The sequence below is a fragment of the uncultured Helicobacter sp. genome, assembly GCF_949282165.1.
GTDB lineage: Bacteria > Campylobacterota > Campylobacteria > Campylobacterales > Helicobacteraceae > Helicobacter_F.
On record NZ_CASDOV010000012.1, the window covers coordinates 45,924 to 69,461 of the forward strand.

Genomic DNA, 23,538 nt, shown 5'->3' on the forward strand with positions numbered 1-23,538 from the left:
TATGCCAAAGCTCACCGCACAAAACACGCGATACGCGATAAACAAAGCCATCAAAGAGGCGTTTGAGCTCTTTAGCACCAAGCAATATGAGAGAGCCTTTAAGAGTTTTGAGCGTATCCTCTCTATCGCGCCCAAAAACAAAGACGCCAAAATCGGCATTTTGCTCTGTGATAGCGCGCGTGATTTCCCAGAAAATGCGTATTCGCTCTTTGAGTATTACCAAATCCTTCTCTCCTCTAAAGTCTCTAAGCAAAAAGCCCAGAGGCAGATTCTAGAGATTTTAGAATCTGTGGATAGGGCGAGCTTTAGCCTCTCAGATATGTTTAGGGGCATTGAGCAAAAAAAGATGCAAGAGCTTGATGGCATTTTGTATCAGGATTTTTTGCGCTCTATCAAAAACCGCTCGAGCTTCAAGGAGGCGTTTGAAGATATTATGTTTAGCACCAAAATCGCCTTTACCTCGCCCCAAGAGTTTTATGATTTTTTGGAGCAGCTTATTGAAAATGGCTTTACAGAAATCGGGCTAGAGTATATAGAATCTTTTAAAGCCCTTAGGCACACGCGATTTGACTCGCGTCTAGATGCAATCCTCAAAAAGGCTCTCAATGCGCATAACAAAAAACATAAGCTATCGTAAGCGCGATTTTAGCGCGATTACTGACGATACTAGCTGCATAGATTCCCACACGCTCTTTGTGCTAAGCAAGCAAAATGCGCGCTACTTTGCCGCGCTAAATCCCAAACCCCCACATATCCACGCACAGAATCTAAGAGAGATTTTCGCCCTGCCCCAGTGTATCATCGGCATTACAGGCACCAATGGCAAGACAACCACCGCCACGATTATCTATGAGAGCTTGCGTGCTTTGGGCTTTAGCGCGGCATTGCTAGGGACGCGCGGGCTTTTTGTCAATGGCGTGGAGACTAAGCCAAAAGGACTCACAACCCCAAGCGTGCTTGAGCTGTATGAAAACTTCGAGCTTGCCAAAGAATGCGCGTATTTTGTGATGGAAGTGAGCTCGCACGCCATCGTGCAGGAGCGCATCGCGGGCGTGGAGTTTGGGCTAAAGATTTTAAGTAATATCACAAGCGATCATTTGGATTTTCACAAAAGCCTACAGGAGTATATCCGCGTGAAAAATAGCTTTTTTGCCTGCAGCACCCCAAAACTCATCAACGCCGATGAAATAAACGCCCGCTACAATCCCGCCAATGCCTACACTTATGGGTTGCAATCTCACGCCAATATGCGCGCGCTTTGTTATGAGCTAGGTAATGGCATAAGCGCGCAGGTGGAATGGAATGAGCGCAAAAATGGCGATGAGGACGCACGGAGAGAACCAAAAAAAGGCACACAAAGACAAAAGCAAGAGGGTGCGCTCGAGCAAGGGCGCGGGCGAGAGGGCGCGCAAAACCAAAGACTAGAGGACGCACGAGAGATTACAGAATCTACCCACCTCCAAACCAAGCTTTTTGGCAAGCACAATCTCTACAATGCCCTTGCTGCCCTAAGCGCGCTCAAACTCCTCACACATAAGTCCCTAGATTCACTCGCGCAAGCCATCGCGCGCTTTGAGGGCGTGAGCGGGCGTATGGAAATCCTCTCGCATAAGCCGCTCATTATCGTGGATTTTGCGCACACACACGATGGTATGGAGCAGATTTTCCAGAGCTTCCCGGGGCGCAAAATCGTCGCGCTCTTTGGCGCGGGGGGCGATCGCGATGTGAGCAAACGCCCCAAAATGGGTGCTATGGCGGATAAATACGCACACAGAATCTACCTCACGAGTGATAATCCTCGCAGTGAAAATCCCGATTCTATCATCGCACAAATCGCGCAGGGCGTGAGCGATACCTCCAAGCTCATCATAGAATCTAGCCGCCAAAAAGCCCTAGAGCTCGCTATCAAAGACTTGCGTGATGATGAGGTGCTCCTCGTGCTTGGCAAGGGCGATGAAACCTACCAAATCATCGGGGAGCAAACCCTGCCCTTTGATGATAGGGAGATTATTAGGAGTTTGCTAGCTGGCGCAGGATTTACGCGGAGCTAGATTCTGTTCTTTCATTGCAAGTTTGTTGCGCAAACTTGGTATCGCTCGTGGCAAGTGAATTGCCACTCGCTCCGGCTTACGCGCACATACATTACCCGAATCTAGTGCTTTGGGTTGCATAGATTCTATAATGTCGCTAGCGGTTTTAGAATCTGTAATGACAGAATCTAGCGCACCCTAAAGACATACATTTGTGAGGGGAGTTTGAAGGTGTTGCCGACATTACTTAGTGCATGCTTAATCCCTAGCTGCTGCAGTATGTGAGCTCCCAAACTCATAATGTTGTATGAGGGCAGATAGCCAAAGTTGTCTGTGGCAAACAAAAGCTCGTGCTTAGTCTTAAGGGATTGGATATATTCTGTTGTGATGGGCTTGTCGCTAAAAAAAGTCAGGATTATCAAATCCCCACTTTGTGGCTCGCTCACCTCATCGGTGTTATAAAAGCTTAGCTTTGCCTCTATATTGGTGCTAAAAACTTGTCCATTTGGCTCTTTGGATTTTATATCAAAAATCTGTGTGTTATAGAATCTAGGGAGTATGCCAAAGAGTGTGCTATACATCCACGAGTTGTAGTATTTGTCCCTACCGCGCCCAAAACCATCAAAATACAAAGTCGTTTGGGGGTGCTCTGACAAATAGCCTTGGAGGAAGCCCATCGTCTGCTCTAGGTTGCGCATTTGAATCTTATTGAGTGTGAAATAATGTATCCCTTGGGGGATTGCATTGCCTAGCAGACTAAGCCCAACCACGCCGCTTATGCACCAAAACAGCACCTTTTTCACAAGCACCTTCCCATAGAGTGCCACAAAATACAGCGCGTAGATATAGGCAAGCACATTGGCAGGCATAAAATAATGAAAACTCCCCATACCCAAAATAAGAAACGCGAGAAAATACCCAAATGCAATAAGCCCGATACTATCCCAAAAGGGATTTGGGCATTGTCTGTGGGTTTTAAGCCACACACCGCGCGCTAGCAGCATACATGGCAGCGCGACACTCACCATCGGGGCGGCTAGCACAGAGACAGCGAGCGTGCGTATGGGGGCTAAAGACAAATTCTTGATTGGTATAGCTAGCGTGTGCATTAGCCGTCGCATAGACATAGCAGAGCAAAAACACTACGCCGCTTATCATCAGCGCGATATCCATACTGATAAGCCGTTTGTCGAGGGATTTGAAGGATTTGTGGTGTGAGAGAAAGCTAAAGAGAAGGTGTAAGAATCCAAAGCCACTAATGAGGATAAAGGACACTTCTTTGAGATAAATGACGCAATTCCCTGCAAGCAGCATCAGTGTTGCATATATATATATATATCAGTAACAGTGCGCGAAAGCTTGGTGTAGAAATGATAGGCAGCGAGTAAGAAAATGCCTAGAAAGAGAATCTGTGTGTTTTCAGGAAAGGGGATTTGTGTGATGATTTTGGTATAGCCAACCGTGAGTGCAAAGCTGACAAAAGATACAAGCACAAGTGCCCTATGAGCCTTTGTGTAAAGACTAAGCTTGAAAAAACAAAACGCCACAAGCACAAAGACAATGGCATTGCCTATCATAAACGCATATGGGCTAGTAGAAAATAAGGCGATTAGATTTAGATTCCAACCAGCGAGGGGGAAAAATCGTCCATAACCTGTCTCAAGTCCGTGCCACGCGTCCTTGCCCTCTACCAAGCTCGCATAAAAGGCAATGTCATCGCCGCTCATAAAGGGCGCGCTTGATTTGTAAATCAGGGCAAAGGCATACAGCCCGACAAAAAGCCAATACAGCTTATCCCAAACGCTACTTTGTGTGGTAGCAGTGTGTGCGTGAGGTTTCATAAAACTCCTTTTAAAATTGTGATTTGAGCGGGCGATTATAGCCACAACTTGTGCAAAACTCTCTTAAAAAGCCGATAGTGCGCTATAATGACACAATCACGATAGGGATAGAATCTATGCATGAATTATCGATTGTCAATGCGCTTTTGGAGCAGGCTTGCGAGATAGCCACGCAGCATAATGCTAGCAAGGTGCATAAAATCATCATCAGCGTGGGCGAGCGCAGCGGCGTGGATATGGGGCTACTTGCGCGCACCTTTGAGACATTTAGAACAGAGTTTGCCCTGTGTGAAAACGCGCTTTTAGAATCTGTGTATGAGCGCGTGGAGGTGCTCTGTGAGGATTGCCAAACCCAAAGCGTTGCGCAAGATATGCAATACGCGATATGCCCCCATTGCCAATCGCGCAATGTGCGCATTGTCAAAGGCAAGGAACTGCTTTTGCTAAGCCTAGAGCTAGATTCACAAGAATAAGCGAGCGAGAATGCCACAAAACATTGATGCGCGGATTTTCAAGGAATTTTTGCAATACGATCTCACAAGCGGGAGTTTGTGGGAGATTGTGGAGATTTTTGAGCGACATCGCGCGCGCTTTAGAGACGAGATAAGCCAATACCAAGAGGAGATCACAAAGGCAAAAAAGGAATTAGGGGAGTTGCGCGAGCAGCTTAGCCAAGCTAGGGCGTTGCAGGCAGAGCACGCCGCGCCAAAGCCCCAAAACGCGCAGCCAAAGCCCAAAAAATCGCCCCAAAAACCAAGTGAGAGCAAATCTGAAATACCACAGGAGTATAAACAGAGGATTTTGGAGCTTGAGCTAGAAAATAGGCGACTAGGGATCGAGCTAAGGGATCTCAAGCAAGAAATCGCGCTCAATGAGCGAGAATCTATGCAGCGAGAATCTAAACAACAAAAATCGCCCCTCTCATCTCCCACATCTCCCAAATCCCGCGCCAAAGCCCCAAAATCCGCAAATCCTACGCCAGCAAAGCACACAAAGGGCAATGCGTGAGTTTAGTAGCCAAAAATACAGAATCTAAAAGGCTAGCAATGCAGCAAGATACAACAATCACTCATCGCGTGTTTGTCAGCGCGCTCGAGCCAAGTGCCAATCTCCACCTAAAAGCGCTCGCTTATGAGCTAAACACGCTCGCGGAGCAGAGGGGTGTGGTGCTAGAGATTGTGGGGATTTTTGATCATAGCGCGTTTGTGGATTGTGCGCATTTGCGGGCACATTCTAGCTATGAATTGAGCGCGTTTGCGGTGATGGCGTTTGTGGATGTGATAAAAAAATATTTTTTTTATAAGCGCGTGAATGATGAGATGATAGCCCTCGCTAAAACCTGCCAAAAAGCCCTGCTGCTTGATAGCTCGAGCTTTCATATACCGCTAGCCAAGGGGCTTAGGGGCAGTGGCGTGGAGGTGGTGTATTATATCCTGCCCCAAGTGTGGGCGTGGAAAAGCTGGAGGGCAAAGGAGATAGAGCGCATTTGTGATAGGCTATGTGCGATTTTGCCCTTTGAGCTTAGTATGTATCCAAACGCGCTCAAAGATGGGCGTGCGCGCTATGTCGGGCATCCGCTGCTTGATGAGCTGCCGCTAGATTCTGTGGATTCTATGGATTCTAGTGAATCTGCAGAATCTAGAGAATCCACAGAATCTGCGCGAGAGGGCAAGGCAGGGCGAGGGCAAACAATCGTGTTTATGCCCGGGAGTCGCCGCGGGGAGATTGGCAGGATTTTCCCTATTTTTGTGCGCTTAGCAAGGGAGCTTAGTGAATCTAAAGTGCTCGTGGCTCCTGCGCATTTTGCCAACCTCCCAAAAGATGAGCTACACAGAATCTATGGCGATGGGCTAGAGGAATTTGCGCTTAGTTTTGATTCCACGCAGGCGTTAAGAGCGTGCAAGTTTGCCTTTATCTGCTCGGGCACAGCGACACTGCAGGCGGCACTGCTAGGCGCGCCATTTGTGCTTGCCTACACGATGCGCAAGGTGGAGTATCATATCGCCAAGGCGTTTGTGGGGTTAAATGTCGTGGGGTTGGCAAATATCCTGTATCAGGGGGCTTGTGGCGAGAGTGCGGGGAGAGGCGAGCAGAGGCTGCACACAGAGCTTATCCAAGATGAATTGAGTGTAGAAAACCTTTTAGATTCTTATAAGCATTTTGACTACCAAACCTACGCGCGCAATGCCAAAAAACTCCGCGCGTATTTGGGCTATGGTAGCTCGCGCAATGTCGCTACAGTCCTGCTAGAAAATCTCACACAAACCCCACGCTAGCGCAATGTGTAGCACGCTAGCCACGCAAGAAAATCTAGTTATTAGTCCCTTTTAAGTTTTGATTGACTAAAATTTAGCCCTACTTTAAGAAAGCAGGAGAGGAAGCGCGATGAAGTATATAAAGTTTTTTAAGGAGCTCAACAACAAAGATGTTCCTATCGTGGGTGGTAAAAACGCGAGTATCGGCGAGATGTTTCAAGAGCTCGTATCTGAAGGCATAAAGGTGCCAAATGGCTTTGCGATCACAAGCGAGGCGTATTGGTATCTGCTAGATTCTGGCGGGATTAGGGAGACGATTGAGGAGCTGCTAAGGGGCGTTGATGTCACAGAGATCGATGTGCTAAAGACGCGCTCCAAAAAGATTAGGGAATTGATTTTTGGCACGCCTTTCCCCGATGATTTGCGCGAAGAGATCTTTGAAGCTTATAAAATCCTTAGCGAAGAATATGGTATGAAAGAAACCGATGTGGCGGTGCGCAGCTCGGCGACTGCAGAGGATCTCCCCGATGCGTCATTTGCAGGGCAGCAGGACACATACCTAAGCGTGAGGGGCAAAAGTGAGCTGATACACTATATCAAATCCTGCTTTGCCTCGCTTTTTACCGATAGGGCAGTGAGTTATCGCGCTTCTAGGGGATTTGATCACTTCAAAGTCGCGCTTTCTGTGGGTGTGCAAAAAATGGTGCGTGCGGATAAGGGCAGTGCGGGCGTGATGTTTAGTATCGATACCGAGACGGGATTCAAAGACGCGGTGTTTATCACGGCTTCTTGGGGGCTTGGCGAAAATGTCGTGGGCGGCACGGTAAATCCCGATGAGTTTTATGTCTTTAAACCCACGCTAAAAGATGGCAAACGCCCCATCATCAAGCGTCAATTAGGGCATAAGCACCAAAAAATGGTGTATGCTCCGCGCGGCAGCGAGCACCCCACCAAAAATATCAAAACCACCCAAAAAGAACTCAAAACTTTTTCTATTACCGATGAGGATATACTCACGCTCGCGCGCTATGCCGTGAGGATAGAGGAGCACTATACCAAAGAGGCTGGGGAGTATCGCCCTATGGATATGGAATGGGCAAAAGATGGCGAGAGCGGGGAGATATTTATCGTGCAAGCGCGTCCTGAAACTGTGCAGAGTCAAAAGCTCAAAACCCAAACCGCTAATCGCTTGGAGGAGTTTAGATTCACAGATTCTGCAGAATCTCGCGAGGTTATCATTACCGGACGCGCCATTGGCAACAAAATCGGCGCGGGCAAGGTGCGTATCATCAATAACCTAGAGCATATGAACACCTTTAATGAGGGCGAAATCCTCGTAACAGACAATACCGATCCGGATTGGGAACCTGTGATGAAAAAAGCTGCGGCAGTGATCACAAATCGCGGCGGTAGGACTTGCCACGCAGCGATCGTGGCGCGCGAGATCGGAGTGCCTGCGATAGTGGGCGCAGTGGGCGCGACTGATAGGCTTTATACCGGTATGGAGATTACCGTTTCTTGCGCTGAGGGCGAGGAGGGGTATGTGTATGCGGGAATCTGTGATTATGAAGTCAAAAGTGTGGAGCTTGATAATCTCGGTGAGACAAAGACAAAAATCTATATGAATGTGGGCAATCCCGAAAAGGCGTTTGGGTTTGCCAAACTGCCAAATAGCGGCGTGGGGCTAGCGAGAATGGAGCTCATCGTGCTTAACCAAATCAAAGCCCACCCCCTAGCATTGCTTGATATCCAAAATGGCAAGGGCAGGGAAATCAAAGAGCGCGCGGAGATTGAGCGGCTGATGGCGGGGTATGAGAGCCCAAAAGATTTTTTTATCAAAAAAATCGCCGAGGGCATTGGTATGATTTGCGCGGCGTTTTACCCAAATCCCGTCATCGTGCGCACGAGTGATTTTAAATCAAACGAATACCGCGGTATGGTGGCGGGCACTTACTACGAGCCGCAGGAAGAAAACCCTATGCTAGGCTACCGCGGGGCGAGCAGGTATTATTCTGATCTCTATCGCGTGGCGTTTGAGTGGGAGTGCGAGGCGTTGGCTATGGTGCGTGATGAGATGGGGCTAAGTAATATGAAGGTGATGATACCATTTTTGCGCACGCCAGAAGAGGGCAAAAAGGTGCTAGAGATTATGCGTCGCAATGGCTTAGAATCGGGGCGCAATGGCTTAGAGATCTATGTGATGTGCGAGTTGCCGGTGAATGTGATTTTGGCAGATGAGTTTTTGAGTATGTTTGATGGGTATTCTATTGGTTCAAACGATCTCACGCAGCTTACTCTAGGCGTGGATAGAGACGGGCAGCTCGTAACGCATATCTTTGATGAGCGCAATCCTGCAATGTTTGAGATGTTTAGACAAGCCATAGCGGCGTGTAAGCGGCATAATAAATATTGTGGCATCTGCGGACAAGCCCCAAGCGACTATCCAGAAGTTACGGAATTTTTGGTAAAAGAGGGCATTAGCTCCATCTCGCTCAATCCAGATTCTGTGATAAAGACTTGGCGATTTGTCGCAGAGCTAGAAAAGAAACTTGCAAAATAACAGAATCGAGGTAGTATGGAATTTATTTTATTGCTTATAGGAGCGGGGGTAGCGTATTTTTTGTATGTTACCCTGCAGGATTATCTCAAAAATCCCCTGCACCAAGAGATCGCCCAGCCAAAACCGCGATTTGAAGTCGCACAGATAGGGCAAGTCAGCGAGCAGGAGAGGGCACAAAACAAAATCAGAGAGAGTGAATATGGGATTTTGAGTGCGATTTTGGGCATTTTTGCCCGCAGTGATGGCAAGATGTGTGAGTTTGAGCGCGTGCTCGTGGAGGATATGATCGATGAGATGGCGCGAGATTCTAAAAACTCCAAAATCACTAAAGAAGCCTTGCTAGAGATTTATGAAAACGGCGATGAGCGTAGCCTAGAGCAGCTGTGCGTGGATTTTAGCAACGCGACAAAGGGCGAGTATAAAAAACGCCTAAAGGTTGTGGAGTTTTTGTTTGTCCTTGCGTATGCTGATGGGGAATTTGACAAAAACGAAGAGGCTATGCTCATCGATGTGGCGGCGTTTTTTGAGCTAGATAATGAGGATTTTAACAAGCTCTATGATGAGTTTGCCGCCTCGTATGCAAACGATGTAGAGATGAGCACACAAGAGGCTTTGGAGCTTTTGGGACTGCAGGAGGGCTATGCTAAAGAGGACTTAGAGAAGTCCTACAATGAGCTGCTCAAAAAAACCAAGGGCGTGATTTTGGATAACCAAAATGTGAATAAATCGCTCCTAGATAGCGTTGTGCAGGATTTGCGCAGAGTGGAAAAAGCCTATAAACTCCTTAAGAACGCGTAAGCACATTTTAGCCGCGATTGTAGCACTCTCTAGCCTTATCTAGCGGCGTGGGGCGCAGGGTGTGGAATGCTTAGTGCTTTAGTAGTCCAAGTTCTAAACAAAAAGGAGCGGTGCGATGAAAGTGGATGGGCAGTCGTTGCTAAGCGCGATTTATCAGCAAAACCAAGCGGGCGCGAGAGAAGAGGTAAGCGACGCTAAGCTTCATCACATTAAGCCCCTAGAGGAGATTTCCCAAACCCAAGTTACTACTGATATTTCTAACCCCCATACCGCGCTTCGTATTAAAGACTATTTCGAGCCCTCCTCTATGCTCAAAAAAGCCAAAGAGGTGCGCGAGGACGCCATAGACGCGTTTGGCTCTAAAGAGCGTTTTGACAATCTCGCCAATACCCTGCAAAAAGCCTCTATCATCACCCACAACGAGCTTAGTGCGATGCGCTATTTGCGTGAAAATGCCCAAAAGCTTAGTTTTGATGAGTTTGAAAAAATCGCGAGCAACGACACCCACAATATGCAGATGAAAGGGCTGCTTGATAGCGTGGTGCATAAACTCCACTATATCGATAGCATTAATGGCGGCGTGATGTGAGAGCGCGCCAAAAGTCGCGCATAAGCCACATAAGCCGCACCAGAAACCACGCTAGCCCCTAGCGCGCGATAAATTTTTGAACGCCAAAAATCCTCGCATAGACATTATTAGGCCATTCATTAGGATTTGAGCTCGGATTGCTCCAGCCCGTGTAGTTTGCATAATACGAGATGAAAGTCTGCGCCTCCACCACGATTTCGCTTTTGCCCATAGCCTTTTGCACGGCGATGGAGGCGAGCATACGCTCCCACTTTAGGCGCATATCCGCACACGCCGTGAGCACATAGATTCCATACAGGGCGCATAGCGTGATGATGAGCTTTTGAGAAACCTCCAGTGTGCGGTGCGTGAGGCTCTCACTTAGAATCTTACCCACAAAAATGAGCAAGCTTATATCAAAGATTCCATAGTGCAGCCTCGCCCTACCGGGTAGCCCCATCTGCAAAGTCGCTGCGATACCCATAAAATACGCCAAAACACCACAAGCACGATTCCAAGCTCACTGCCCCACCCAGCGACAAGTCCGAGTATGAGCATCCCTAGAGCCTTTAGCAGTGAGAATCTAGTCGAGCTACTCGGGGAGCTCCAAAAAATCCTATAAGGCAGGAGATAGAGGAGGATGAAGCAATACGCCCATAGGTAGTTGAGGCTTCCCGCCGCCCAGAAAAATATCGCACCAAAGGCGCGAAATGCCATAAGCATAAAGAGCATAAGCGCGAGTGTGGCGCAGTCTGTGAGGCAAAGGCGCAGGCTGTGGCGCGGATGACGCAGGGCTATGTGAGTGGGCACTCTGAGCGTGGGTTAGGGCGTTTTGGTGCTAGTGCGAGCATCTCTCGGGGGGCATTTTATAGGCATATAAGCTCCTTGGGTAAAAATTTTGCACTTATAGCATAAGATTGCTAGTGTTTGTGTGATGGATTCTAAAAATTTGGCTTTTTTGCGCGAGAGAAAACACAATGCCACAAGCATAGAATCTAATCACTTATGGCGCTTGGTGTAGAAACTATCACTGATGCTACACACTTCTTTTTCGTAGATAGAATACGCACCCTCTAAAAATTCGTCCTGTATCTCAGCAAGCCTCTCATTTATGCGCTCAAACAAGATTCTATCATGGGGATCAATATCAGCCTCTGTGCGCAGATAATCTAAATATCTGATAAACTCTATGCACTCCATCGAGGGCATTTTGCCCATTTTTCTCGCTGTGGCAGCCGAGCTCGCCACGCTCTTACGCAATGTATCAATCATCATCGGGATATCCGCGCAATACTGCTCACTGATCGTCCTGCTTGCGTTGCCAAAGCACACCACATAGCAGCATATTTGCCAGAGATTTTGATCCATTTATTGTCCTTAATTGATAAATATAAGCTTAAATTATCAAATTAATGTGCAAATTATAGCTTGAAATTTGCGTTTTTTTTTTTTTTGATAGAATGACGATTTTGCCTCATATAAAGCTAGATTTTTTTTTACACAATAATTAAGTAATAAGGAAGCGCAATATGACAAGCACAATAATGACAAGCACGGATATTTTGAGACACACAGTCCAAAATCTCCCCAGACTCCCAAACACCGTTGCAAATTTACGCAAATACATTAACGCAGCAGGCGATGATTTTAAAGTCAGTGAGATCGTGCGCATTATGGGCGAGGACCCTTCCCTCATCGCCCAAACGCTCAAAGTCGCCAACTCCGCGATGTTTGGCGTGAGTCATCATGTCGCTACGATTGAGCAGGCCATATCGCTCATTGGTATCACAAATCTTAGAGGAATTGTCCTCGATAGAGGGCTGCAATCAAGCATACGCATTGATGTCTCGCCCTATGGGCTTGATAGCGAGGTTTTTATGCGGGAGTGCGCTTTAGAATCCCAATTCATCACAAGCTGGCTGGGACAAGAAGACAGAGCACTCTCGCAGATTCTCATGCCCTGTGCGATGCTTTTGCGACTAGGTATCATCGTCTTTTCGGCTTCACTCAAGCAGCTTGGTAAGGACAGAGAATTTTTAGAAAAGATCAAGGCAAATGATTTCAAAAACATCGCGCTTGTTGAGATGGAGTATTTTAGGGTGGATTCGTTTTCCTTTCTCACTTATCTCTTTCATCATTGGGAATTTGATGAGTCGCTAATACTGATGATGGAATATTGTGTCAAGCCATACGCCGCCACTCCTGAGCTCAAAAAGGGCGCGTATGCCCTCGCGGTGGTCAATACGCTCTTTGGTATGCGCACCAATCACAAAAAAGAAGTGATAGAACACTGCGTAGAGATACTCCAAGATGCGCGAGCGCACGGGGTTAATTTTTCAGTTGATAATTTCTTACGCAATGCACAGAATGTGAAGTTTTAGGGCTTACGCTTAAATCTCGCTCACTTTAGAATCTAGCTCATCGCCCCAAACACCCTAAAACTCAAAACTCCGCGCAAGCGCGAAACTCCTACGATGAAAGGGCGTGTAGCCATATCGCAAAATCGCTTGTGTGTGGGCTTTGGTCCCATAGCCTTTGTTGGTGTCAAAGCCATAATGCGGGTAGAGCGCGTGGAGCTCGTGCATTTGTGTGTCTTTGGCCACTTTAGCGAGGATAGACGCCGCGCCGATGAGCAGGTGCTTAGAATCCCCTTTGATGATGGTGCGCAGGGTGTGGGGGGCTTTGAGAGTTAGCCCAAAAGTTGTATTGCCATCAAAGACAAATCTCTGTGTCCTAGCAGAAAAATGCTCGGTGATCTCAGCAAGCGCGCTTTTAAGACATAGGCTCAAACCCACGCAATCTATTTGCTGCGCACTTTTCTCCACGATATGATAGGCGATAATGTCGCGTTGCGCGAGGGATTGGAGCTCTTTGGCGATGGCTTGGCGCGTGGATTCTGAGAGCTTTTTGCTATCTTTTATCCCTAGATTCTCTAATGCCACCTCCTCGCCCAGCACCCCGCACACAAACATACTGCCACACACGCACCCACGCCCCGCCTCATCGATCCCACACAGCACGCACTCTCCTTGTCTTATAATCCCATCATCATAGCACACACGCCCTTAATCAAGCCTCTAGCGGGCATTGCCACACACTAAAGTTGTTTTAAGAATTATTCTTATAAAATTCCACACAGAATCCACAAAATTATGGAAGTTATTATCACAAGGAGCGTGAGAATGGAACTGCTCAAAGAATATATTGATCACATTATTTTTCTTATCTTAGGTGTTATGAGCTTTTTGGTTGTGTGGTTTAGTATCGAGCGCATTTTGTTTTATGCCAAGCTTGATATCGCCAAATACACGAGCAAAGAGGAGCTAGAAGAATCGCTTAGCAAAAATCTCACCGCGCTGTATATCATCTACTCAAACGCCCCTTATATCGGGCTTTTGGGCACGGTTGTGGGGATTATGATCACCTTTTATGATATGGGTGTGAGCGGCGGGCTCGATGCCAAAAGCATTATGATAGGGCTCTCCACCGCGCTCAAAGCCACGGCTTTAGGGCTTTTGGTCGCTATCCCCACGCTTATTTTATACAATATCTTTTTGCGCAAAGTCGATGTGTATCTCAATCGCTACCAGCTCCTATGCGCCAAATCCCAAGGCAAGGGCGGAGGCGCGTGATGAGACTTCCCAAAAAAGACGGGCTTAATGTCATTCCGCTCATTGATGTGATGCTCGTGCTGCTAGCCATCGTGCTTAGCGTCTCGACTTTCATCGCGCAGGGACAGATAAAAGTCGAGCTGCCCAGCTCCAATCAGCAATCAGCACCAAACGATTCGCCCACGGCTTTGCTTAGCATTGATAAGGAGGGCAATATCTTTTTTGATAGCATAAGCGTGGATTTGCCCGCGCTTAGGGACAAAATCTTCGCGCTAGATAGCAAGACTTTGCTAAAACTTGAGATTGACAAAAGCTCTAAATTTGAAACATTCGTGCAAGTCGCGGATATCTTAAAAGAAAAGGGGCATGAAAATGTTAGTATCGCCACTTCGCAGCAGCAATAACCTCATCACACCAAACAAAGTGGGCTTCCTCGCCTCACTGCTTTTGCATATGCTTTGTGCGTATTTGCTCATCGCCAAATTCCAGCCCGTGCAAGTCGCAGAAAATGGTATCAATACCCTCACGCTCGCCCTTGCCACGATACAAACCCCAAGCGTGCGGGACACACCCCAGCCCAAGCCCACACCTAAGCCAAAGAAGATTCACAAAAAGCAGCCAAAGCCCATACCCAAAAAGGCACACAATCCCGTGCCCCAAGAAGTCCTAGAGCAAACTTCAGAATCTGTGCAAGCCGCGCAGGCTGATGAGCAAAAATTCGGAGATGTCGAGCAGCACACTGCCAAAAATGATGGGGAATATAATGAGATTTATAGCAAGATTCAATCAGCCATTACCCAAAAGCAAGAGCATCCCTTTATGCTGCGCAAGCGCGGGATTGAGGGCGAGGTAACCGTGGAGTTTGATGTGTTTGCAGATGGGAGGGTGGATAATATCAGTGTCATACGCCCTTCAAAACACGAGGCATTCAACAAAGCCTCAGTTAAAGCCGTAAGGGACGCCTCGAGGAATTTCCCAAAGCTTGAGCGCGATCAAGGCTTTGTCGTGGTGCTAAAGTTTAACCTCACTTCATAGAGCGCATTCGCACTATCACACAAACCAACATAAGGATTGAAGATGAAAATGCTAAATTTTGCCTGTGGAGCTAGAATCCACGAGGCTTGGGAGAATATCGACTTTAGCCCTATCGATGCGAGGGTGAAAAAAGTCAATCTCCTAGGAACTCTGCCCTATCCAGATAATCACTTTGATTGCGCCTATAGCAGCCATTTTTTGGAGCACCTCACGCCAGAATCTGCACGCAGCGTGCTCACAGAAGTTTTGCGTGTGCTAAAGCCGGGCGCGATTTTGCGACTCGTCGTGCCGGATTTGGAAAATCTCTGCCGCACATACACACAAACCCTAGAGAGCCTGTGTGGAGAGACTATTAGGGGGGGGGGATACCACACAGCTTGAGTTTAGGCACCATTGGCTTCTCATCGAGCTCCTCGATCAGATGACGCGCGTTCAAAGCGGTGGGGAGATGCTAAAGTGCTTTAGAGATATACAACACACGTGCGATTCTAAGCGCGCGCAATATATCAAAATGCGCGTGGGTGATGATCTCCTCGCTCCGCACCAAAGCCCACATATCCCGCTTAGACGCAAAATCACGCTTGACAAAATCGCTAACAAAATCCTTTCTTTGTATCTGAAGTTTCTTAGATTCTGTGTGCCGAGGGGCTTGAGAGATGAGGTGTTTATCGCCACGAGCATTGGGGAGCGGCACAAGTGGATGTATGATAGATTCTCACTCCCTAAGCTTTTGCAGGAAGTGGGCTTTATCCACGCGCAAGTGCTTGATTATCAGAGCTCAGCGATTGAGGGTTTTAGCGCGTATTATTTAGATTCTAACCCCGATAACACGCCATATAAGGGAGCTTCAAGCCTCTATGTAGAATCCAAAAAACCAAGCTAGCCAACACCCGCGGGGAGTGAGATCCACGCCCTCCCCTCCTCTATCTCTCTAGATTCACACCACACACCACTACAAATGTGGCATTTTGCAACACACCAAGCAGATTTTGTCAAAATTTTTACTTTTTGTCCCACTTTCAGCTGAACAAAAAAATGCAATAGCACTTCTCACTTCAAGTGAAGAATACCAATAAGTCAAAGGAGATATAATGAAAAACATAAGAGCGTATCTTATGATAGGAGTGCTAGGGGCGTTACTTACAGGTTGTGCGACAATCTCAAACCAAACAACACAATCTGTATCAATCACGACAAGCAATGGTAAATCCGTAGTAGTCACAATCAATAGACAAAAGATGAGCCTGCCTGCAGAAGTGGAGATCTCTCGCGTAGATGGTGCGGTAGTCCAAGTGCTGGCACAGAATAACAAATGCTATGAGAGCACACAGCTTGTCATCAAGGGCAAAGACAAAATCAGCGGTTGGTTTTGGGCTAATATCCTCACTGGTGGGACGACAGGATCTACGACGGATGCCGTCAGTGGCGGTATGTGGGAATACGCAAATCAGAACTTTATCGTGCCTGTAGATAGAAAACCAAACTGCAACTAATAAGGGCATAAGATGAAAAAACTCATAGCTTTTATCATAGCAGGTATTTATGGGAGCAGGTGCCCTATGGGCAGATGAGGAAGCCACACAAGATTCACAAAACGCACAAAATGCACAAAGCATTCAAAACACACAAAGCACGGATACTTTCCAACCTTATGTGAAGAAAAAGAAAAAGTCTAAGAATGTATCGGGTGTGTTTGCGGGCTTTGGGATCGAAAACCACAGCTGGACGCACTCTGTAGATATTTATAATGATGAGCAAAAAGGTAGCAACATACTGCCAAAACTCCAACTTGGTATTATGTTAGGTGGCTTTGAAGCAGGATTGGCGTATTACACAAGCACGATTCAGCCGACAAATGGTTGGATAAATTATCAAAACGACATTGTTCTCAAAGTCGGCTACACTTACACTTTCCTCACACTTTAAGATAAGTGCGAGTTTTTGTCTTTCTCATAGTTTGTGTGTGCGGTGTGTGCCTAGCAGCACCATCGCACCCACCCACTCCACTATCCCACACTTCACAAGATTCACACAATCCCTCTTAAAGATTTGCTCAATTTTCTAGCAAGCTCTGAGCAATGGCACGCGCTCTTGCATATGCGCAAAGGCTCCTCGCTCATGGGGCAAAAATCCGGATTCTTCCTCGCCAAAAATGGTGCCAAAAACCCCCTATGCAGAGCTCCAAGCCACGCTCGCGCTCAAAAGGGACAACCCACAGAAGTTTTATGCACCTACCCCGCTCGCACGCTCTATCTCTCTAGGTTTTTTGCAGACATTGCTAGAGATCGCGAGTGGGCGCGCTGCTGCGGCTGCCTAGGGTGCGCTTTGTGGGGAGCTATGATTATTATTTTGATCTCAACAACCAAAGGGGCTATGAGCAGAGCGTCAGCGCATTTGTGGGTGTCAATGTCTATGGGCAAAGCGATGTGTTTGTAAAGATGCAAATGCGAAGCGAGCGGTATATGATACTGCAAGCGGGCGTGAGTGTGAATTTCTAATGCCTAATAAGAAAACAACTCTCTTTTGCTTTCACTCCTTCCGCAAGCCAAAGCGGGAGTTTGTAAAGACTTAGCGGGTTTGGGGAGTGCTCACTTATGCTCTAGATAGCTCCTGTCCCCGCACCTATCAAAACTCCACAAGCACCAGCGCGTCTGTTGCGATAGCAACCCACCACCCTACTTGCGCAATACTTGTGTTTTGTGAGCGGTGGCAACTACACAATCCACCAAGCCAAGCGCAGAGTCTCAAGCAAATCTAGAATCTAAGGAAAACTTAGATTCTAGATTCAAATACAAAAACCTAGCTCCACAAAATCCACGCAAAACAAGGCAAACCCACACACAGAATCTAAAGAAAAACTAGAGTCTAGATTTAAGATTTGTAGAATCTCAAGCAAATTCAAAATCTAGTGTAGGCTTAAATTCTAGAATCAAAAATCACATTACGCAGGGAAAAATCGGCGATAGACAAACGCAGCTTAGCAAATCCCAAATCGCAAAAATCTCAAAACACATATTGTGTTTGTAAAAAAGTAACATTTTGGCAAAAAGAAATGTAATTTTATAAAAACACATATTGTGTTTGCAAAAATTTGTGTATTATGGGTGCTGAAAATCATCTGCAATTAAAGGAGTAAATATGGCAAACCTACCACACACAAACTACGCACAAGAGACACTCGCCCTCCACGCGGGCTACACATACGACACGCAGCGCACCATAAGCGTGCCCATCTACCAAAACACCGCTTATAGCTTTGAGAGCCTCCAGCAGGCGGCTGCGCGCTTTGGCTTGCAAGAGCTAGGCAATATCTACTCGCGCCTAACCAACCCCACAACCGATGTGCTCGCTGCGCGTTTGGCAGCAGTGGAGGGAGGGGCGTTTGGCGTGGTAACCTCTAGCGGGAGCGCGGCGATTTTTTATGCGATTGTTAATTGCGCGCAGGCGGGGGATAATATCGTGTTTTCTAACAAAATCTATGGCGGCACGCAGACGCTTTTTGTGCATACGCTCAAGCGATTTGGGATACAGACAAGGACATTTGATATCGATGATATTGAAAATTCCCTGCCCAAAGCGATAGATGAAAACACCAAGGCGATATTTTTTGAGAGCCTCTCAAACCCCCAAATCTCTATCGCCGATACGCTTGCCATCACCAAAATCGCTAAAGAGCACAAAATCATCACGATTTGTGACAACACCGTGGCGACGGCGTTTTTGCACAAGCCCTTTGATTTTGGCGTAGATATTAGTATCCATAGCCTTAGCAAATACATCAACGGGCAGGGAAGCGCGCTAGGCGGGGCTATCATCGAGCGCAACGGACTAAATGAACTCATCAAAGACAATCCGCGCTACCCAGCCTTTAACACGCCCGATGAGAGCTACCACGGGCTTGTGTATGCCTCGCTGCCGCTGCCCATTTTTTGCATTCGGCTCATCACCGAGTGGCTAAGAAACATCGGTGCCACCCTCAGCCCACAGGCGGCGTGGATTATCCTGCAGGGCTTAGAGACGCTAGAGCTGCGTATCAAAAAGCATAGCCAAAACGCCCAAAAGATCGCGGAGTTTTTGTCTGCGCACCCAAAGGTTAGCAGCGTGGAATACCCCGGACTTCGCACAAATGCTTATCATCATCTTTTGGAGAAGTATTTTGTGGATTCACTCTCTAGCGGGCTTTTGAGCTTTGAGGCACAGAGCTTTGAGGAGGCGCAAAAGATTTGCAATGAATTAAAGATTTTCGCGATTGTGGCAAATATCGGGGATTCTAAGTCGCTTGTGATACACCCAGCCTCCACGACGCACTCCCAGCTGAGCCCACAGGAGCTACAATCTGCGGGTATCACGCCCTGCACCGTGCGTCTAAGCATAGGGCTAGAATCTACAGAGGACTTAATCGCGGACTTAAAGCAAGCCATAGAAAAATGATAAGAGCAAGGGGGAGAGTATGCCACTAGTGCTTCCAGAGGACATTCCGGCATATGGCGCATTAAAGCAAAGTGCGTTTATTATGGGGGTGGATCGCGCGACACACCAAGACATTCGCCCCCAAGAAGTGTTGCTTATCAACCTTATGCCCACTAAGATAGAGACAGAGATTCAGATTCTCTCCTTGCTTGCTAATTCCCCGCTGCAGGTTAATATCACGCTTTTGGCGACTTCAAGCTATGTGGGCAAAAATACGCCAAAGAGCCATTTGGATAGATTCTATGTGAATTTTAGCGATATTTTGGGGAGACGCTTTGATGGGGCGATCGTGACGGGCGCGCCTATCGAGCAAATGGCGTTTGAGGAAGTGAAGTATTGGGAAGAGCTCGTGGGGATTATGAGCTATCTTAGGAGTCATTGCACAAGCACGATGTATCTGTGCTGGGGGGCTATGGCGGGGTTGTATTATTTTCATAATATCCCAAAGACTGCGCTAGGGAGCAAGCTTTTTGGGGTGTTTGATCATCGCGTGGTTGAGGCGGATTTGCTCCTAAATGGGCTTGATGATGTGGTGAAAATGCCGCATTCTCGCTATAGCGGGATTGATGAGGCTCTAGTGCGCCAGAAGCAAGAGCTCAAAATCCTCCTAGAGGGGCAGGAGAGTGGCATAAGCGTGCTTAAAGATTCCCAAGATGTGTTTGTGCTCGGGCATTTAGAGTATGCGCACAATACCTTGCAAGAAGAATACGAGCGCGATTTGGCAAAAGGATTGCCAATTAGTGCGCCAGAGCACTATTATGATGCAAGCGGCGCGCCGGTATGCTCGTGGCGATCGAGTGCGAGCGTGTTTTTTGCTAATTGGCTAAATTTTTCCGTCTATCAGGTAACGCCATTTGTGCTATAAGGGCGGTATTTGGGCGATGGCGGGGCGGTTTGGCTATCTGTGTAAATCACGCATATAAAAGCTAATCTTAAATTTTATTAAGATAAAATCGCGACTTGTTTTTTTACAAAACTTCAAATCTAAACCCAAGGAATGCGTATGTATGCGATATTTAAGAATGGAGGCAAACAATACAAGGTAAGCGAGGGGAGCATCGTGCTACTTGATAAGCTAAGCCTTGAGCCGAAGTCAAAGGTAGAGTTTAGCGAAGTTTTGGCACTACACGATGGGGCAAATCTATCGGTTGGCACGCCATTTGTGAGTGGTGCTAAGATTGAAGCTGAAGTGATCAATGAAGGTCGAGGCAAAAAAGTCATCACTTTCAAAAAGCGAAGACGCAAGGACAGCAAGACTAAGCGCGGATTTAGGAGAGATTTCACACGCGTGAGAATCCTCAAAATCACTAAATAAGGAGTTGTAATGGCACACAAAAAAGGTCAGGGTAGCACCCAAAATAATCGAGATTCAGCAGGGCGTCGCCTAGGCGTGAAAAAATTTGGCTCTCAATTTGTGCGAGCTGGGAATATCATCATCCGCCAAAGAGGCACAAAAGTGCATCCGGGCGAGAATGTAGGTATGGGCAAGGATCATACGATTTTCGCGCTTATTGATGGCGTGGTGCGATTCCAACAAAAGAGCAAGGATCGTAAGAAAGTCTCTGTGATCCCCGCTTCTTAACACCCCTTTTGCAAAAGGGGGCTTGCTCCCGCATATCGGGCTTTTTATAAGCCCCTTATCCTCTTAACTCCTCTTTTTAGACAATCTAGCAATTTTTTGTATAAATGCGTGTGAATCTAGCAGGCGAGATTCCTAAGCTATCAAACCTCCATCAACACATTGATTTTTGCTAACAATTACACGGCATTAAGCGGGGCGTTCTCTAAGGGGATTTGCGCTTTTTGCGCAAGAAGGCAGTGAAAATCTATGCTATAATTTTTCAGATTCTCTACAATTTTCAAACATTTCTCGCGCAAGGATTTTTGATGCAGCAACGATACCCAACTAAGCAAATCTTTGTGGGCAAAGTCGCTATCGGCGGCGACGCGCCCATCTCTATCCAAAGTATGACTTTTAGCAAAACCTGTGATATTGAGGCGACTAAAGCCCAAATCGATCGTCTAGCCCTCGCTGGAGCGGATATCGTGCGCGTGGCGGTGAGTGATGAAAAAGACGCCAACGCCCTCAAAAATCTCAAAGCCATCTCGCCCCTGCCGCTTGTGGCTGATATCCACTTCCGCTACAAATTCGCGCTCATCGCCGCGGAGTCTGTGGATTGCATACGCATAAATCCGGGCAATATCGGCTCAAAAGATCGTATCAAAGCCGTGGCTGATGCGTGCAATGCGCACAATATTCCCATTCGTATCGGTGTCAATGGCGGCAGCCTAGAAAAGGAGTTCGAGCAAAAATACGGCGCCACGCCCAAGGGAATGGTGGAATCCGCGCTCTATAATATCAAGCTCCTAGAGGATTTTGGATTTAGCAATATCAAAGTTTCGCTCAAAGCAAGCGATGTGGTGCGCACGATGCAGGCATACAGGATGCTCCGCCCGCTCGTGGCGTATCCATTCCACCTAGGCGTTACCGAGGCTGGCACGCTGATGCACTCGGCTATCAAATCCTCGATGGCATTAGGTGGGCTGCTGATGGAGGGCATAGGCGATACGATGCGCTGCTCTATCACGGGCGAGCTCGAGGAGGAGATCCACCTCGCGCGCAAAATCCTCCAATACAGCGGACGCCAAAAAAACGGCATCACACTCATCTCCTGCCCCACTTGTGGGCGGATCGAGGTGGATTTGGTGAGCGCAGTAAAGGAAGTGGAGAAAAAAATCGCCCATATCAAAACCCCGCTGCAAGTGAGTGTGATGGGCTGCGCAGTCAATGCGCTGGGTGAAGCCAAGCACGCGGATATCGCCATCGCCTTTGGCAACAAAGACGGGCTTATCATCAAAGGCGGCAAGATTTTGGGCAAATACAAAGAAAGCGAGATTTTGGAAGTCTTTATCCAAGAAGTCGAGGCTCTCGCACTCGAGCGCGCCGCTACGGAATCTAAAGGAATCTAAATGTCCCTCCTCCAAACCCTCCAAAACGCCAAAACCGCCACGCACACGCTAAGCCGCCTCACGCTCACGCAGCGCAACGCTCTGCTAGAATCTATGGCAGATTCACTCCTCGCCCATCAAGAGGCGATCCTCCAAGCCAACGCGCGCGATTTGGCTAGTGCCCAAGCCCTCTCGCCCTCGATGCAAAGCCGCTTAAAGCTAAATGCCAAAAAGTTAGAATCTATGGCGCATTCCCTGCGCCAAATCGCCGCGCTCAAAGACCCGCTCAATAGAATCTTAGAGGGTTGGGAAATGCCTAGCGGGATTAGGATAGAAAAAGTGAGCGTGCCCCTTGGCGTGGTGGGGGTCATCTATGAATCTCGCCCAAATGTAACGAGCGATGTGAGCGCGCTGTGCCTAAAGAGTGGCAATGTCTGCGTGCTCAAAGGCGGCAAGGAAGCCCTGCACTCCAACACCGCGATTTTGCGCGCGCTGCATAGTGCCCTGCAAGCCCACGCCCTCCCGCTAGAATGTGTCAATATGCTCGCCACGCACGAGGAAGTGGCGGAGTTTTTGCGCCAAGATGGCTATATAGATTTGCTTATCCCGCGCGGTGGGGAGAGCCTCATCAAGTATGTGCAGCAGCACTCTAGCATTCCCATCATTAAGCACGATAAGGGCGTGTGCCATCTCTATATCCACACTGCGCACAATCCTAGCTATGTGCTCCCAATCGCGCTTGATGCCAAGGTGCGCTACCCCGCTGCGTGCAATGCGATCGAGACGCTGCTCATAGATCGCGCAGTGGCGAGTGAAGTGCTGCCTAGCCTCGCCCGCGCCCTCGCCAAAGAGGGCACGCGCTTGATGGGGGATACGCAAGTGGCGCAAATCATCGCCCTTGATGGCGAGGCGGACTATACGCGCGAGTATGGCACCAACACGCTCAATATCAAAATCGTAGAAAATCTCCACGAGGCGATTGCGCATATCAACACCTTTGGTTCGCAGCATTCTGATGCCATCATCACCAACGACATTGCGGCGATGGAGGAGTTTTGTAATAGCGTCCAAAGCGCGTGCGTGTATGCCAATGCCTCCACGAGGTTTAGCGATGGCGGGGAATTTGGCTTTGGCGCGGAAGTGGGGATCTCTACTAATAAACTCCACGCGCGCGGACCTATGGGGATAGAATCTCTGACGACTTATAAATACAAGATTACCGCGCTGGGGGCGGTTAGGGGGTAGATTGTGTGTTTGGGGAATCCTAGATTCTGTGGTAAGGCATTGGGCTTTGCGATAAAGGAAATTCGGCTTGCACTCAAGGAAAATGGCTCCGCAGGCTTGCATCGCAGAGATTTGCGGATTTTTGCAAAGGCACGCCCGTTTTGTCCGCTAACCTTCTAAAAAATCCCTAAAGCGTA

The 23,538-nt window shown here is 47.8% G+C and carries 32 protein-coding genes; 25 read left to right on the forward strand and 7 right to left on the reverse strand.

The genetic code is table 11. From position 1 onward, the window contains the following. Position 1 precedes the first annotated feature (1 nt). Together ACH2BK_RS06725 and ACH2BK_RS06730 are read left to right on the forward strand one after the other, a co-directional pair. Positions 2-637, forward strand: a complete 636-nt coding sequence (locus ACH2BK_RS06725; protein WP_394997210.1) for a hypothetical protein — start codon at positions 2-4, stop codon at positions 635-637. Then, positions 606-2,051 (forward strand): UDP-N-acetylmuramoyl-L-alanyl-D-glutamate--2,6-diaminopimelate ligase, encoded by a 1,446-nt coding sequence (locus ACH2BK_RS06730; protein WP_395002828.1) that lies wholly within the window; start codon positions 606-608, stop codon positions 2,049-2,051. Before ACH2BK_RS06725 ends, ACH2BK_RS06730 begins: the two co-directional genes overlap by 32 nt. A gap of 167 nt (positions 2,052-2,218) precedes the next feature. Here ACH2BK_RS06730 and ACH2BK_RS06735 read toward each other — a convergent pair whose 3' ends face one another. Genes ACH2BK_RS06735 through ACH2BK_RS06745 form a run of 3 tightly spaced genes read right to left on the reverse strand, consistent with a single transcriptional unit; the run spans position 2,219 to position 3,871 of the window. Next, positions 2,219-3,058 (reverse strand): hypothetical protein, encoded by an 840-nt coding sequence (locus tag ACH2BK_RS06735; protein ID WP_395002830.1) that lies wholly within the window; start codon positions 3,056-3,058, stop codon positions 2,219-2,221. After that, the gene (locus ACH2BK_RS06740; RefSeq protein ID WP_395002832.1) at positions 3,006-3,344 is read right to left on the reverse strand and encodes a hypothetical protein; all 339 of its coding nucleotides are present in this window, start codon (positions 3,342-3,344) and stop codon (positions 3,006-3,008) included. The genes ACH2BK_RS06735 and ACH2BK_RS06740 overlap by 53 nt, the downstream gene beginning before the upstream one ends. Next, positions 3,344-3,871, reverse strand: coding sequence for a hypothetical protein (locus ACH2BK_RS06745; protein WP_395002834.1), 528 nt, complete (start codon positions 3,869-3,871; stop codon positions 3,344-3,346). The genes ACH2BK_RS06740 and ACH2BK_RS06745 overlap by 1 nt, the downstream gene beginning before the upstream one ends. A 77-nt stretch (positions 3,872-3,948) precedes the next feature. On the opposite strand from ACH2BK_RS06745, the gene hypA reads away from it, so the two are divergent. The 6 genes from hypA (at position 3,949) to ACH2BK_RS06775 (ending at position 10,073) form a co-directional block, all read left to right on the forward strand. Further along, entirely contained in the window at positions 3,949-4,344 is a 396-nt protein-coding gene (hypA, locus tag ACH2BK_RS06750; RefSeq protein ID WP_395002836.1) for a hydrogenase/urease nickel incorporation protein HypA, read from the forward strand. Between the two features lie 10 nt (positions 4,345-4,354). Then, positions 4,355-4,879 carry a hypothetical protein gene (locus tag ACH2BK_RS06755; RefSeq protein WP_394997218.1) on the forward strand — a complete coding sequence of 175 codons (525 nt, stop codon included), beginning with the start codon at positions 4,355-4,357 and terminating at the stop codon, positions 4,877-4,879. Then, a complete protein-coding gene (gene lpxB / locus ACH2BK_RS06760; protein ID WP_395002838.1) occupies positions 4,876-6,147 on the forward strand; it encodes a lipid-A-disaccharide synthase in 1,272 nt (423 codons plus the stop codon). Before ACH2BK_RS06755 ends, lpxB begins: the two co-directional genes overlap by 4 nt. Before the next feature lie 109 nt (positions 6,148-6,256). Next, positions 6,257-8,686: a pyruvate, water dikinase gene (gene ppsA / locus ACH2BK_RS06765; RefSeq protein ID WP_395002840.1), complete on the forward strand. Its 2,430-nt coding sequence runs from the start codon at positions 6,257-6,259 to the stop codon at positions 8,684-8,686. A 15-nt stretch (positions 8,687-8,701) separates the two neighbouring features. Continuing rightward, on the forward strand, positions 8,702-9,484 hold the full coding sequence (locus ACH2BK_RS06770) for a TerB family tellurite resistance protein (protein ID WP_394997224.1): 783 nt from the start codon (positions 8,702-8,704) through the stop codon (positions 9,482-9,484). 115 nt (positions 9,485-9,599) lie between these two features. After that, the gene (locus ACH2BK_RS06775; protein ID WP_395002842.1) at positions 9,600-10,073 is read left to right on the forward strand and encodes a hypothetical protein; all 474 of its coding nucleotides are present in this window, start codon (positions 9,600-9,602) and stop codon (positions 10,071-10,073) included. A gap of 58 nt (positions 10,074-10,131) precedes the next feature. Here ACH2BK_RS06775 and ACH2BK_RS06780 read toward each other — a convergent pair whose 3' ends face one another. The 3 genes from ACH2BK_RS06780 to ACH2BK_RS06790 form a co-directional block, all read right to left on the reverse strand. Then, positions 10,132-10,536, reverse strand: coding sequence for a DUF6056 family protein (locus ACH2BK_RS06780; protein ID WP_395002844.1), 405 nt, complete (start codon positions 10,534-10,536; stop codon positions 10,132-10,134). Next, positions 10,464-10,862 (reverse strand): DUF6056 family protein, encoded by a 399-nt coding sequence (locus ACH2BK_RS06785; RefSeq protein WP_395002846.1) that lies wholly within the window; start codon positions 10,860-10,862, stop codon positions 10,464-10,466. The genes ACH2BK_RS06780 and ACH2BK_RS06785 overlap by 73 nt, the downstream gene beginning before the upstream one ends. A gap of 189 nt (positions 10,863-11,051) precedes the next feature. Continuing rightward, complete coding sequence (locus tag ACH2BK_RS06790; RefSeq protein WP_395002848.1) at positions 11,052-11,420, reverse strand: hypothetical protein; 369 nt, start codon at positions 11,418-11,420, stop codon at positions 11,052-11,054. Between the two features lie 161 nt (positions 11,421-11,581). On the opposite strand from ACH2BK_RS06790, the gene ACH2BK_RS06795 reads away from it, so the two are divergent. Next, a complete protein-coding gene (locus tag ACH2BK_RS06795) occupies positions 11,582-12,433 on the forward strand; it encodes an HDOD domain-containing protein (RefSeq protein WP_395002850.1) in 852 nt (283 codons plus the stop codon). A gap of 54 nt (positions 12,434-12,487) precedes the next feature. Here ACH2BK_RS06795 and ACH2BK_RS06800 read toward each other — a convergent pair whose 3' ends face one another. After that, positions 12,488-13,072, reverse strand: a complete 585-nt coding sequence (locus tag ACH2BK_RS06800) for a ribonuclease HII (RefSeq protein WP_395002870.1) — start codon at positions 13,070-13,072, stop codon at positions 12,488-12,490. Between the two features lie 162 nt (positions 13,073-13,234). Here ACH2BK_RS06800 and exbB point away from each other — a divergent pair, with 162 nt between their 5' ends. The 16 genes from exbB to ACH2BK_RS06880 all read left to right on the forward strand — a co-directional run bounded on the left by exbB (position 13,235) and on the right by ACH2BK_RS06880 (position 23,362). Next, positions 13,235-13,684, forward strand: a complete 450-nt coding sequence (gene exbB / locus ACH2BK_RS06805) for a TonB-system energizer ExbB (RefSeq protein WP_394997238.1) — start codon at positions 13,235-13,237, stop codon at positions 13,682-13,684. Continuing rightward, the gene (exbD, locus tag ACH2BK_RS06810) at positions 13,681-14,067 is read left to right on the forward strand and encodes a TonB system transport protein ExbD (protein WP_394997239.1); all 387 of its coding nucleotides are present in this window, start codon (positions 13,681-13,683) and stop codon (positions 14,065-14,067) included. The genes exbB and exbD overlap by 4 nt, the downstream gene beginning before the upstream one ends. After that, on the forward strand, positions 14,030-14,698 hold the full coding sequence (locus ACH2BK_RS06815) for an energy transducer TonB (protein ID WP_395002852.1): 669 nt from the start codon (positions 14,030-14,032) through the stop codon (positions 14,696-14,698). The genes exbD and ACH2BK_RS06815 overlap by 38 nt, the downstream gene beginning before the upstream one ends. Before the next feature lie 42 nt (positions 14,699-14,740). Continuing rightward, complete coding sequence (locus ACH2BK_RS06820; RefSeq protein WP_395002854.1) at positions 14,741-15,079, forward strand: class I SAM-dependent methyltransferase; 339 nt, start codon at positions 14,741-14,743, stop codon at positions 15,077-15,079. After that, entirely contained in the window at positions 15,039-15,581 is a 543-nt protein-coding gene (locus ACH2BK_RS06825) for a methyltransferase type 11 (protein WP_395002856.1), read from the forward strand. The genes ACH2BK_RS06820 and ACH2BK_RS06825 overlap by 41 nt, the downstream gene beginning before the upstream one ends. A 208-nt stretch (positions 15,582-15,789) precedes the next feature. Further along, positions 15,790-16,191, forward strand: coding sequence for a hypothetical protein (locus ACH2BK_RS06830; protein ID WP_395002858.1), 402 nt, complete (start codon positions 15,790-15,792; stop codon positions 16,189-16,191). A gap of 49 nt (positions 16,192-16,240) precedes the next feature. Beyond that, on the forward strand, positions 16,241-16,624 hold the full coding sequence (locus ACH2BK_RS06835; protein WP_395002860.1) for a hypothetical protein: 384 nt from the start codon (positions 16,241-16,243) through the stop codon (positions 16,622-16,624). A 226-nt stretch (positions 16,625-16,850) separates the two neighbouring features. Continuing rightward, positions 16,851-17,015 (forward strand): hypothetical protein, encoded by a 165-nt coding sequence (locus ACH2BK_RS06840; RefSeq protein WP_394997248.1) that lies wholly within the window; start codon positions 16,851-16,853, stop codon positions 17,013-17,015. Then, a complete protein-coding gene (locus tag ACH2BK_RS06845) occupies positions 16,990-17,196 on the forward strand; it encodes a hypothetical protein (protein WP_395002862.1) in 207 nt (68 codons plus the stop codon). The genes ACH2BK_RS06840 and ACH2BK_RS06845 overlap by 26 nt, the downstream gene beginning before the upstream one ends. A 208-nt stretch (positions 17,197-17,404) precedes the next feature. After that, positions 17,405-17,560 carry a hypothetical protein gene (locus tag ACH2BK_RS06850; RefSeq protein WP_395002864.1) on the forward strand — a complete coding sequence of 52 codons (156 nt, stop codon included), beginning with the start codon at positions 17,405-17,407 and terminating at the stop codon, positions 17,558-17,560. A gap of 276 nt (positions 17,561-17,836) precedes the next feature. Beyond that, the gene (locus ACH2BK_RS06855) at positions 17,837-19,129 is read left to right on the forward strand and encodes an O-acetylhomoserine aminocarboxypropyltransferase/cysteine synthase family protein (protein WP_394997251.1); all 1,293 of its coding nucleotides are present in this window, start codon (positions 17,837-17,839) and stop codon (positions 19,127-19,129) included. 19 nt (positions 19,130-19,148) lie between these two features. After that, complete coding sequence (gene metA / locus ACH2BK_RS06860; protein WP_394908369.1) at positions 19,149-20,033, forward strand: homoserine O-succinyltransferase; 885 nt, start codon at positions 19,149-19,151, stop codon at positions 20,031-20,033. A 138-nt stretch (positions 20,034-20,171) separates the two neighbouring features. Next, positions 20,172-20,483, forward strand: a complete 312-nt coding sequence (gene rplU / locus ACH2BK_RS06865; protein WP_394953703.1) for a 50S ribosomal protein L21 — start codon at positions 20,172-20,174, stop codon at positions 20,481-20,483. Between the two features lie 9 nt (positions 20,484-20,492). Beyond that, positions 20,493-20,750 (forward strand): 50S ribosomal protein L27, encoded by a 258-nt coding sequence (gene rpmA / locus ACH2BK_RS06870; RefSeq protein ID WP_394997254.1) that lies wholly within the window; start codon positions 20,493-20,495, stop codon positions 20,748-20,750. 305 nt (positions 20,751-21,055) lie between these two features. Continuing rightward, positions 21,056-22,138, forward strand: a complete 1,083-nt coding sequence (ispG, locus tag ACH2BK_RS06875) for a flavodoxin-dependent (E)-4-hydroxy-3-methylbut-2-enyl-diphosphate synthase (protein WP_395002866.1) — start codon at positions 21,056-21,058, stop codon at positions 22,136-22,138. Beyond that, positions 22,139-23,362, forward strand: coding sequence for a glutamate-5-semialdehyde dehydrogenase (locus ACH2BK_RS06880; protein WP_395002868.1), 1,224 nt, complete (start codon positions 22,139-22,141; stop codon positions 23,360-23,362). The last annotated feature ends 176 nt before the right edge of the window (positions 23,363-23,538 follow it).

What these genes read in the sequence shown, in the direction of transcription:
- ACH2BK_RS06770 (WP_394997224.1), top strand. Translation starts at nt 8,702, where the DNA reads ATGGAATTTATTTTATTGCTTATAGGAGCGGGGGTAGCGTATTTTTTG.
- ispG (WP_395002866.1), top strand. Translation starts at nt 21,056, where the DNA reads ATGCAGCAACGATACCCAACTAAGCAAATCTTTGTGGGCAAAGTCGCT.
- ACH2BK_RS06735 (WP_395002830.1), bottom strand. Translation starts at nt 3,058, where the DNA reads ATGGTGAGTGTCGCGCTGCCATGTATGCTGCTAGCGCGCGGTGTGTGG.
- ACH2BK_RS06840 (WP_394997248.1), top strand. Translation starts at nt 16,851, where the DNA reads ATGGTGCCAAAAACCCCCTATGCAGAGCTCCAAGCCACGCTCGCGCTC.
- rplU (WP_394953703.1), top strand. Translation starts at nt 20,172, where the DNA reads ATGTATGCGATATTTAAGAATGGAGGCAAACAATACAAGGTAAGCGAG.
- ACH2BK_RS06835 (WP_395002860.1), top strand. Translation starts at nt 16,241, where the DNA reads ATGGGAGCAGGTGCCCTATGGGCAGATGAGGAAGCCACACAAGATTCA.
- ACH2BK_RS06780 (WP_395002844.1), bottom strand. Translation starts at nt 10,536, where the DNA reads ATGGGTATCGCAGCGACTTTGCAGATGGGGCTACCCGGTAGGGCGAGG.
- ACH2BK_RS06795 (WP_395002850.1), top strand. Translation starts at nt 11,582, where the DNA reads ATGACAAGCACAATAATGACAAGCACGGATATTTTGAGACACACAGTC.
- ACH2BK_RS06820 (WP_395002854.1), top strand. Translation starts at nt 14,741, where the DNA reads ATGAAAATGCTAAATTTTGCCTGTGGAGCTAGAATCCACGAGGCTTGG.
- ACH2BK_RS06880 (WP_395002868.1), top strand. Translation starts at nt 22,139, where the DNA reads ATGTCCCTCCTCCAAACCCTCCAAAACGCCAAAACCGCCACGCACACG.
- exbB (WP_394997238.1), top strand. Translation starts at nt 13,235, where the DNA reads ATGGAACTGCTCAAAGAATATATTGATCACATTATTTTTCTTATCTTA.
- ppsA (WP_395002840.1), top strand. Translation starts at nt 6,257, where the DNA reads ATGAAGTATATAAAGTTTTTTAAGGAGCTCAACAACAAAGATGTTCCT.
- ACH2BK_RS06815 (WP_395002852.1), top strand. Translation starts at nt 14,030, where the DNA reads ATGAAAATGTTAGTATCGCCACTTCGCAGCAGCAATAACCTCATCACA.
- ACH2BK_RS06755 (WP_394997218.1), top strand. Translation starts at nt 4,355, where the DNA reads ATGCCACAAAACATTGATGCGCGGATTTTCAAGGAATTTTTGCAATAC.
- ACH2BK_RS06745 (WP_395002834.1), bottom strand. Translation starts at nt 3,871, where the DNA reads ATGAAACCTCACGCACACACTGCTACCACACAAAGTAGCGTTTGGGAT.
- ACH2BK_RS06855 (WP_394997251.1), top strand. Translation starts at nt 17,837, where the DNA reads ATGGCAAACCTACCACACACAAACTACGCACAAGAGACACTCGCCCTC.
- ACH2BK_RS06790 (WP_395002848.1), bottom strand. Translation starts at nt 11,420, where the DNA reads ATGGATCAAAATCTCTGGCAAATATGCTGCTATGTGGTGTGCTTTGGC.
- ACH2BK_RS06725 (WP_394997210.1), top strand. Translation starts at nt 2, where the DNA reads ATGCCAAAGCTCACCGCACAAAACACGCGATACGCGATAAACAAAGCC.
- ACH2BK_RS06775 (WP_395002842.1), top strand. Translation starts at nt 9,600, where the DNA reads ATGAAAGTGGATGGGCAGTCGTTGCTAAGCGCGATTTATCAGCAAAAC.
- rpmA (WP_394997254.1), top strand. Translation starts at nt 20,493, where the DNA reads ATGGCACACAAAAAAGGTCAGGGTAGCACCCAAAATAATCGAGATTCA.
- ACH2BK_RS06740 (WP_395002832.1), bottom strand. Translation starts at nt 3,344, where the DNA reads ATGCTGCTTGCAGGGAATTGCGTCATTTATCTCAAAGAAGTGTCCTTT.
- metA (WP_394908369.1), top strand. Translation starts at nt 19,149, where the DNA reads ATGCCACTAGTGCTTCCAGAGGACATTCCGGCATATGGCGCATTAAAG.
- ACH2BK_RS06830 (WP_395002858.1), top strand. Translation starts at nt 15,790, where the DNA reads ATGAAAAACATAAGAGCGTATCTTATGATAGGAGTGCTAGGGGCGTTA.
- ACH2BK_RS06730 (WP_395002828.1), top strand. Translation starts at nt 606, where the DNA reads ATGCGCATAACAAAAAACATAAGCTATCGTAAGCGCGATTTTAGCGCG.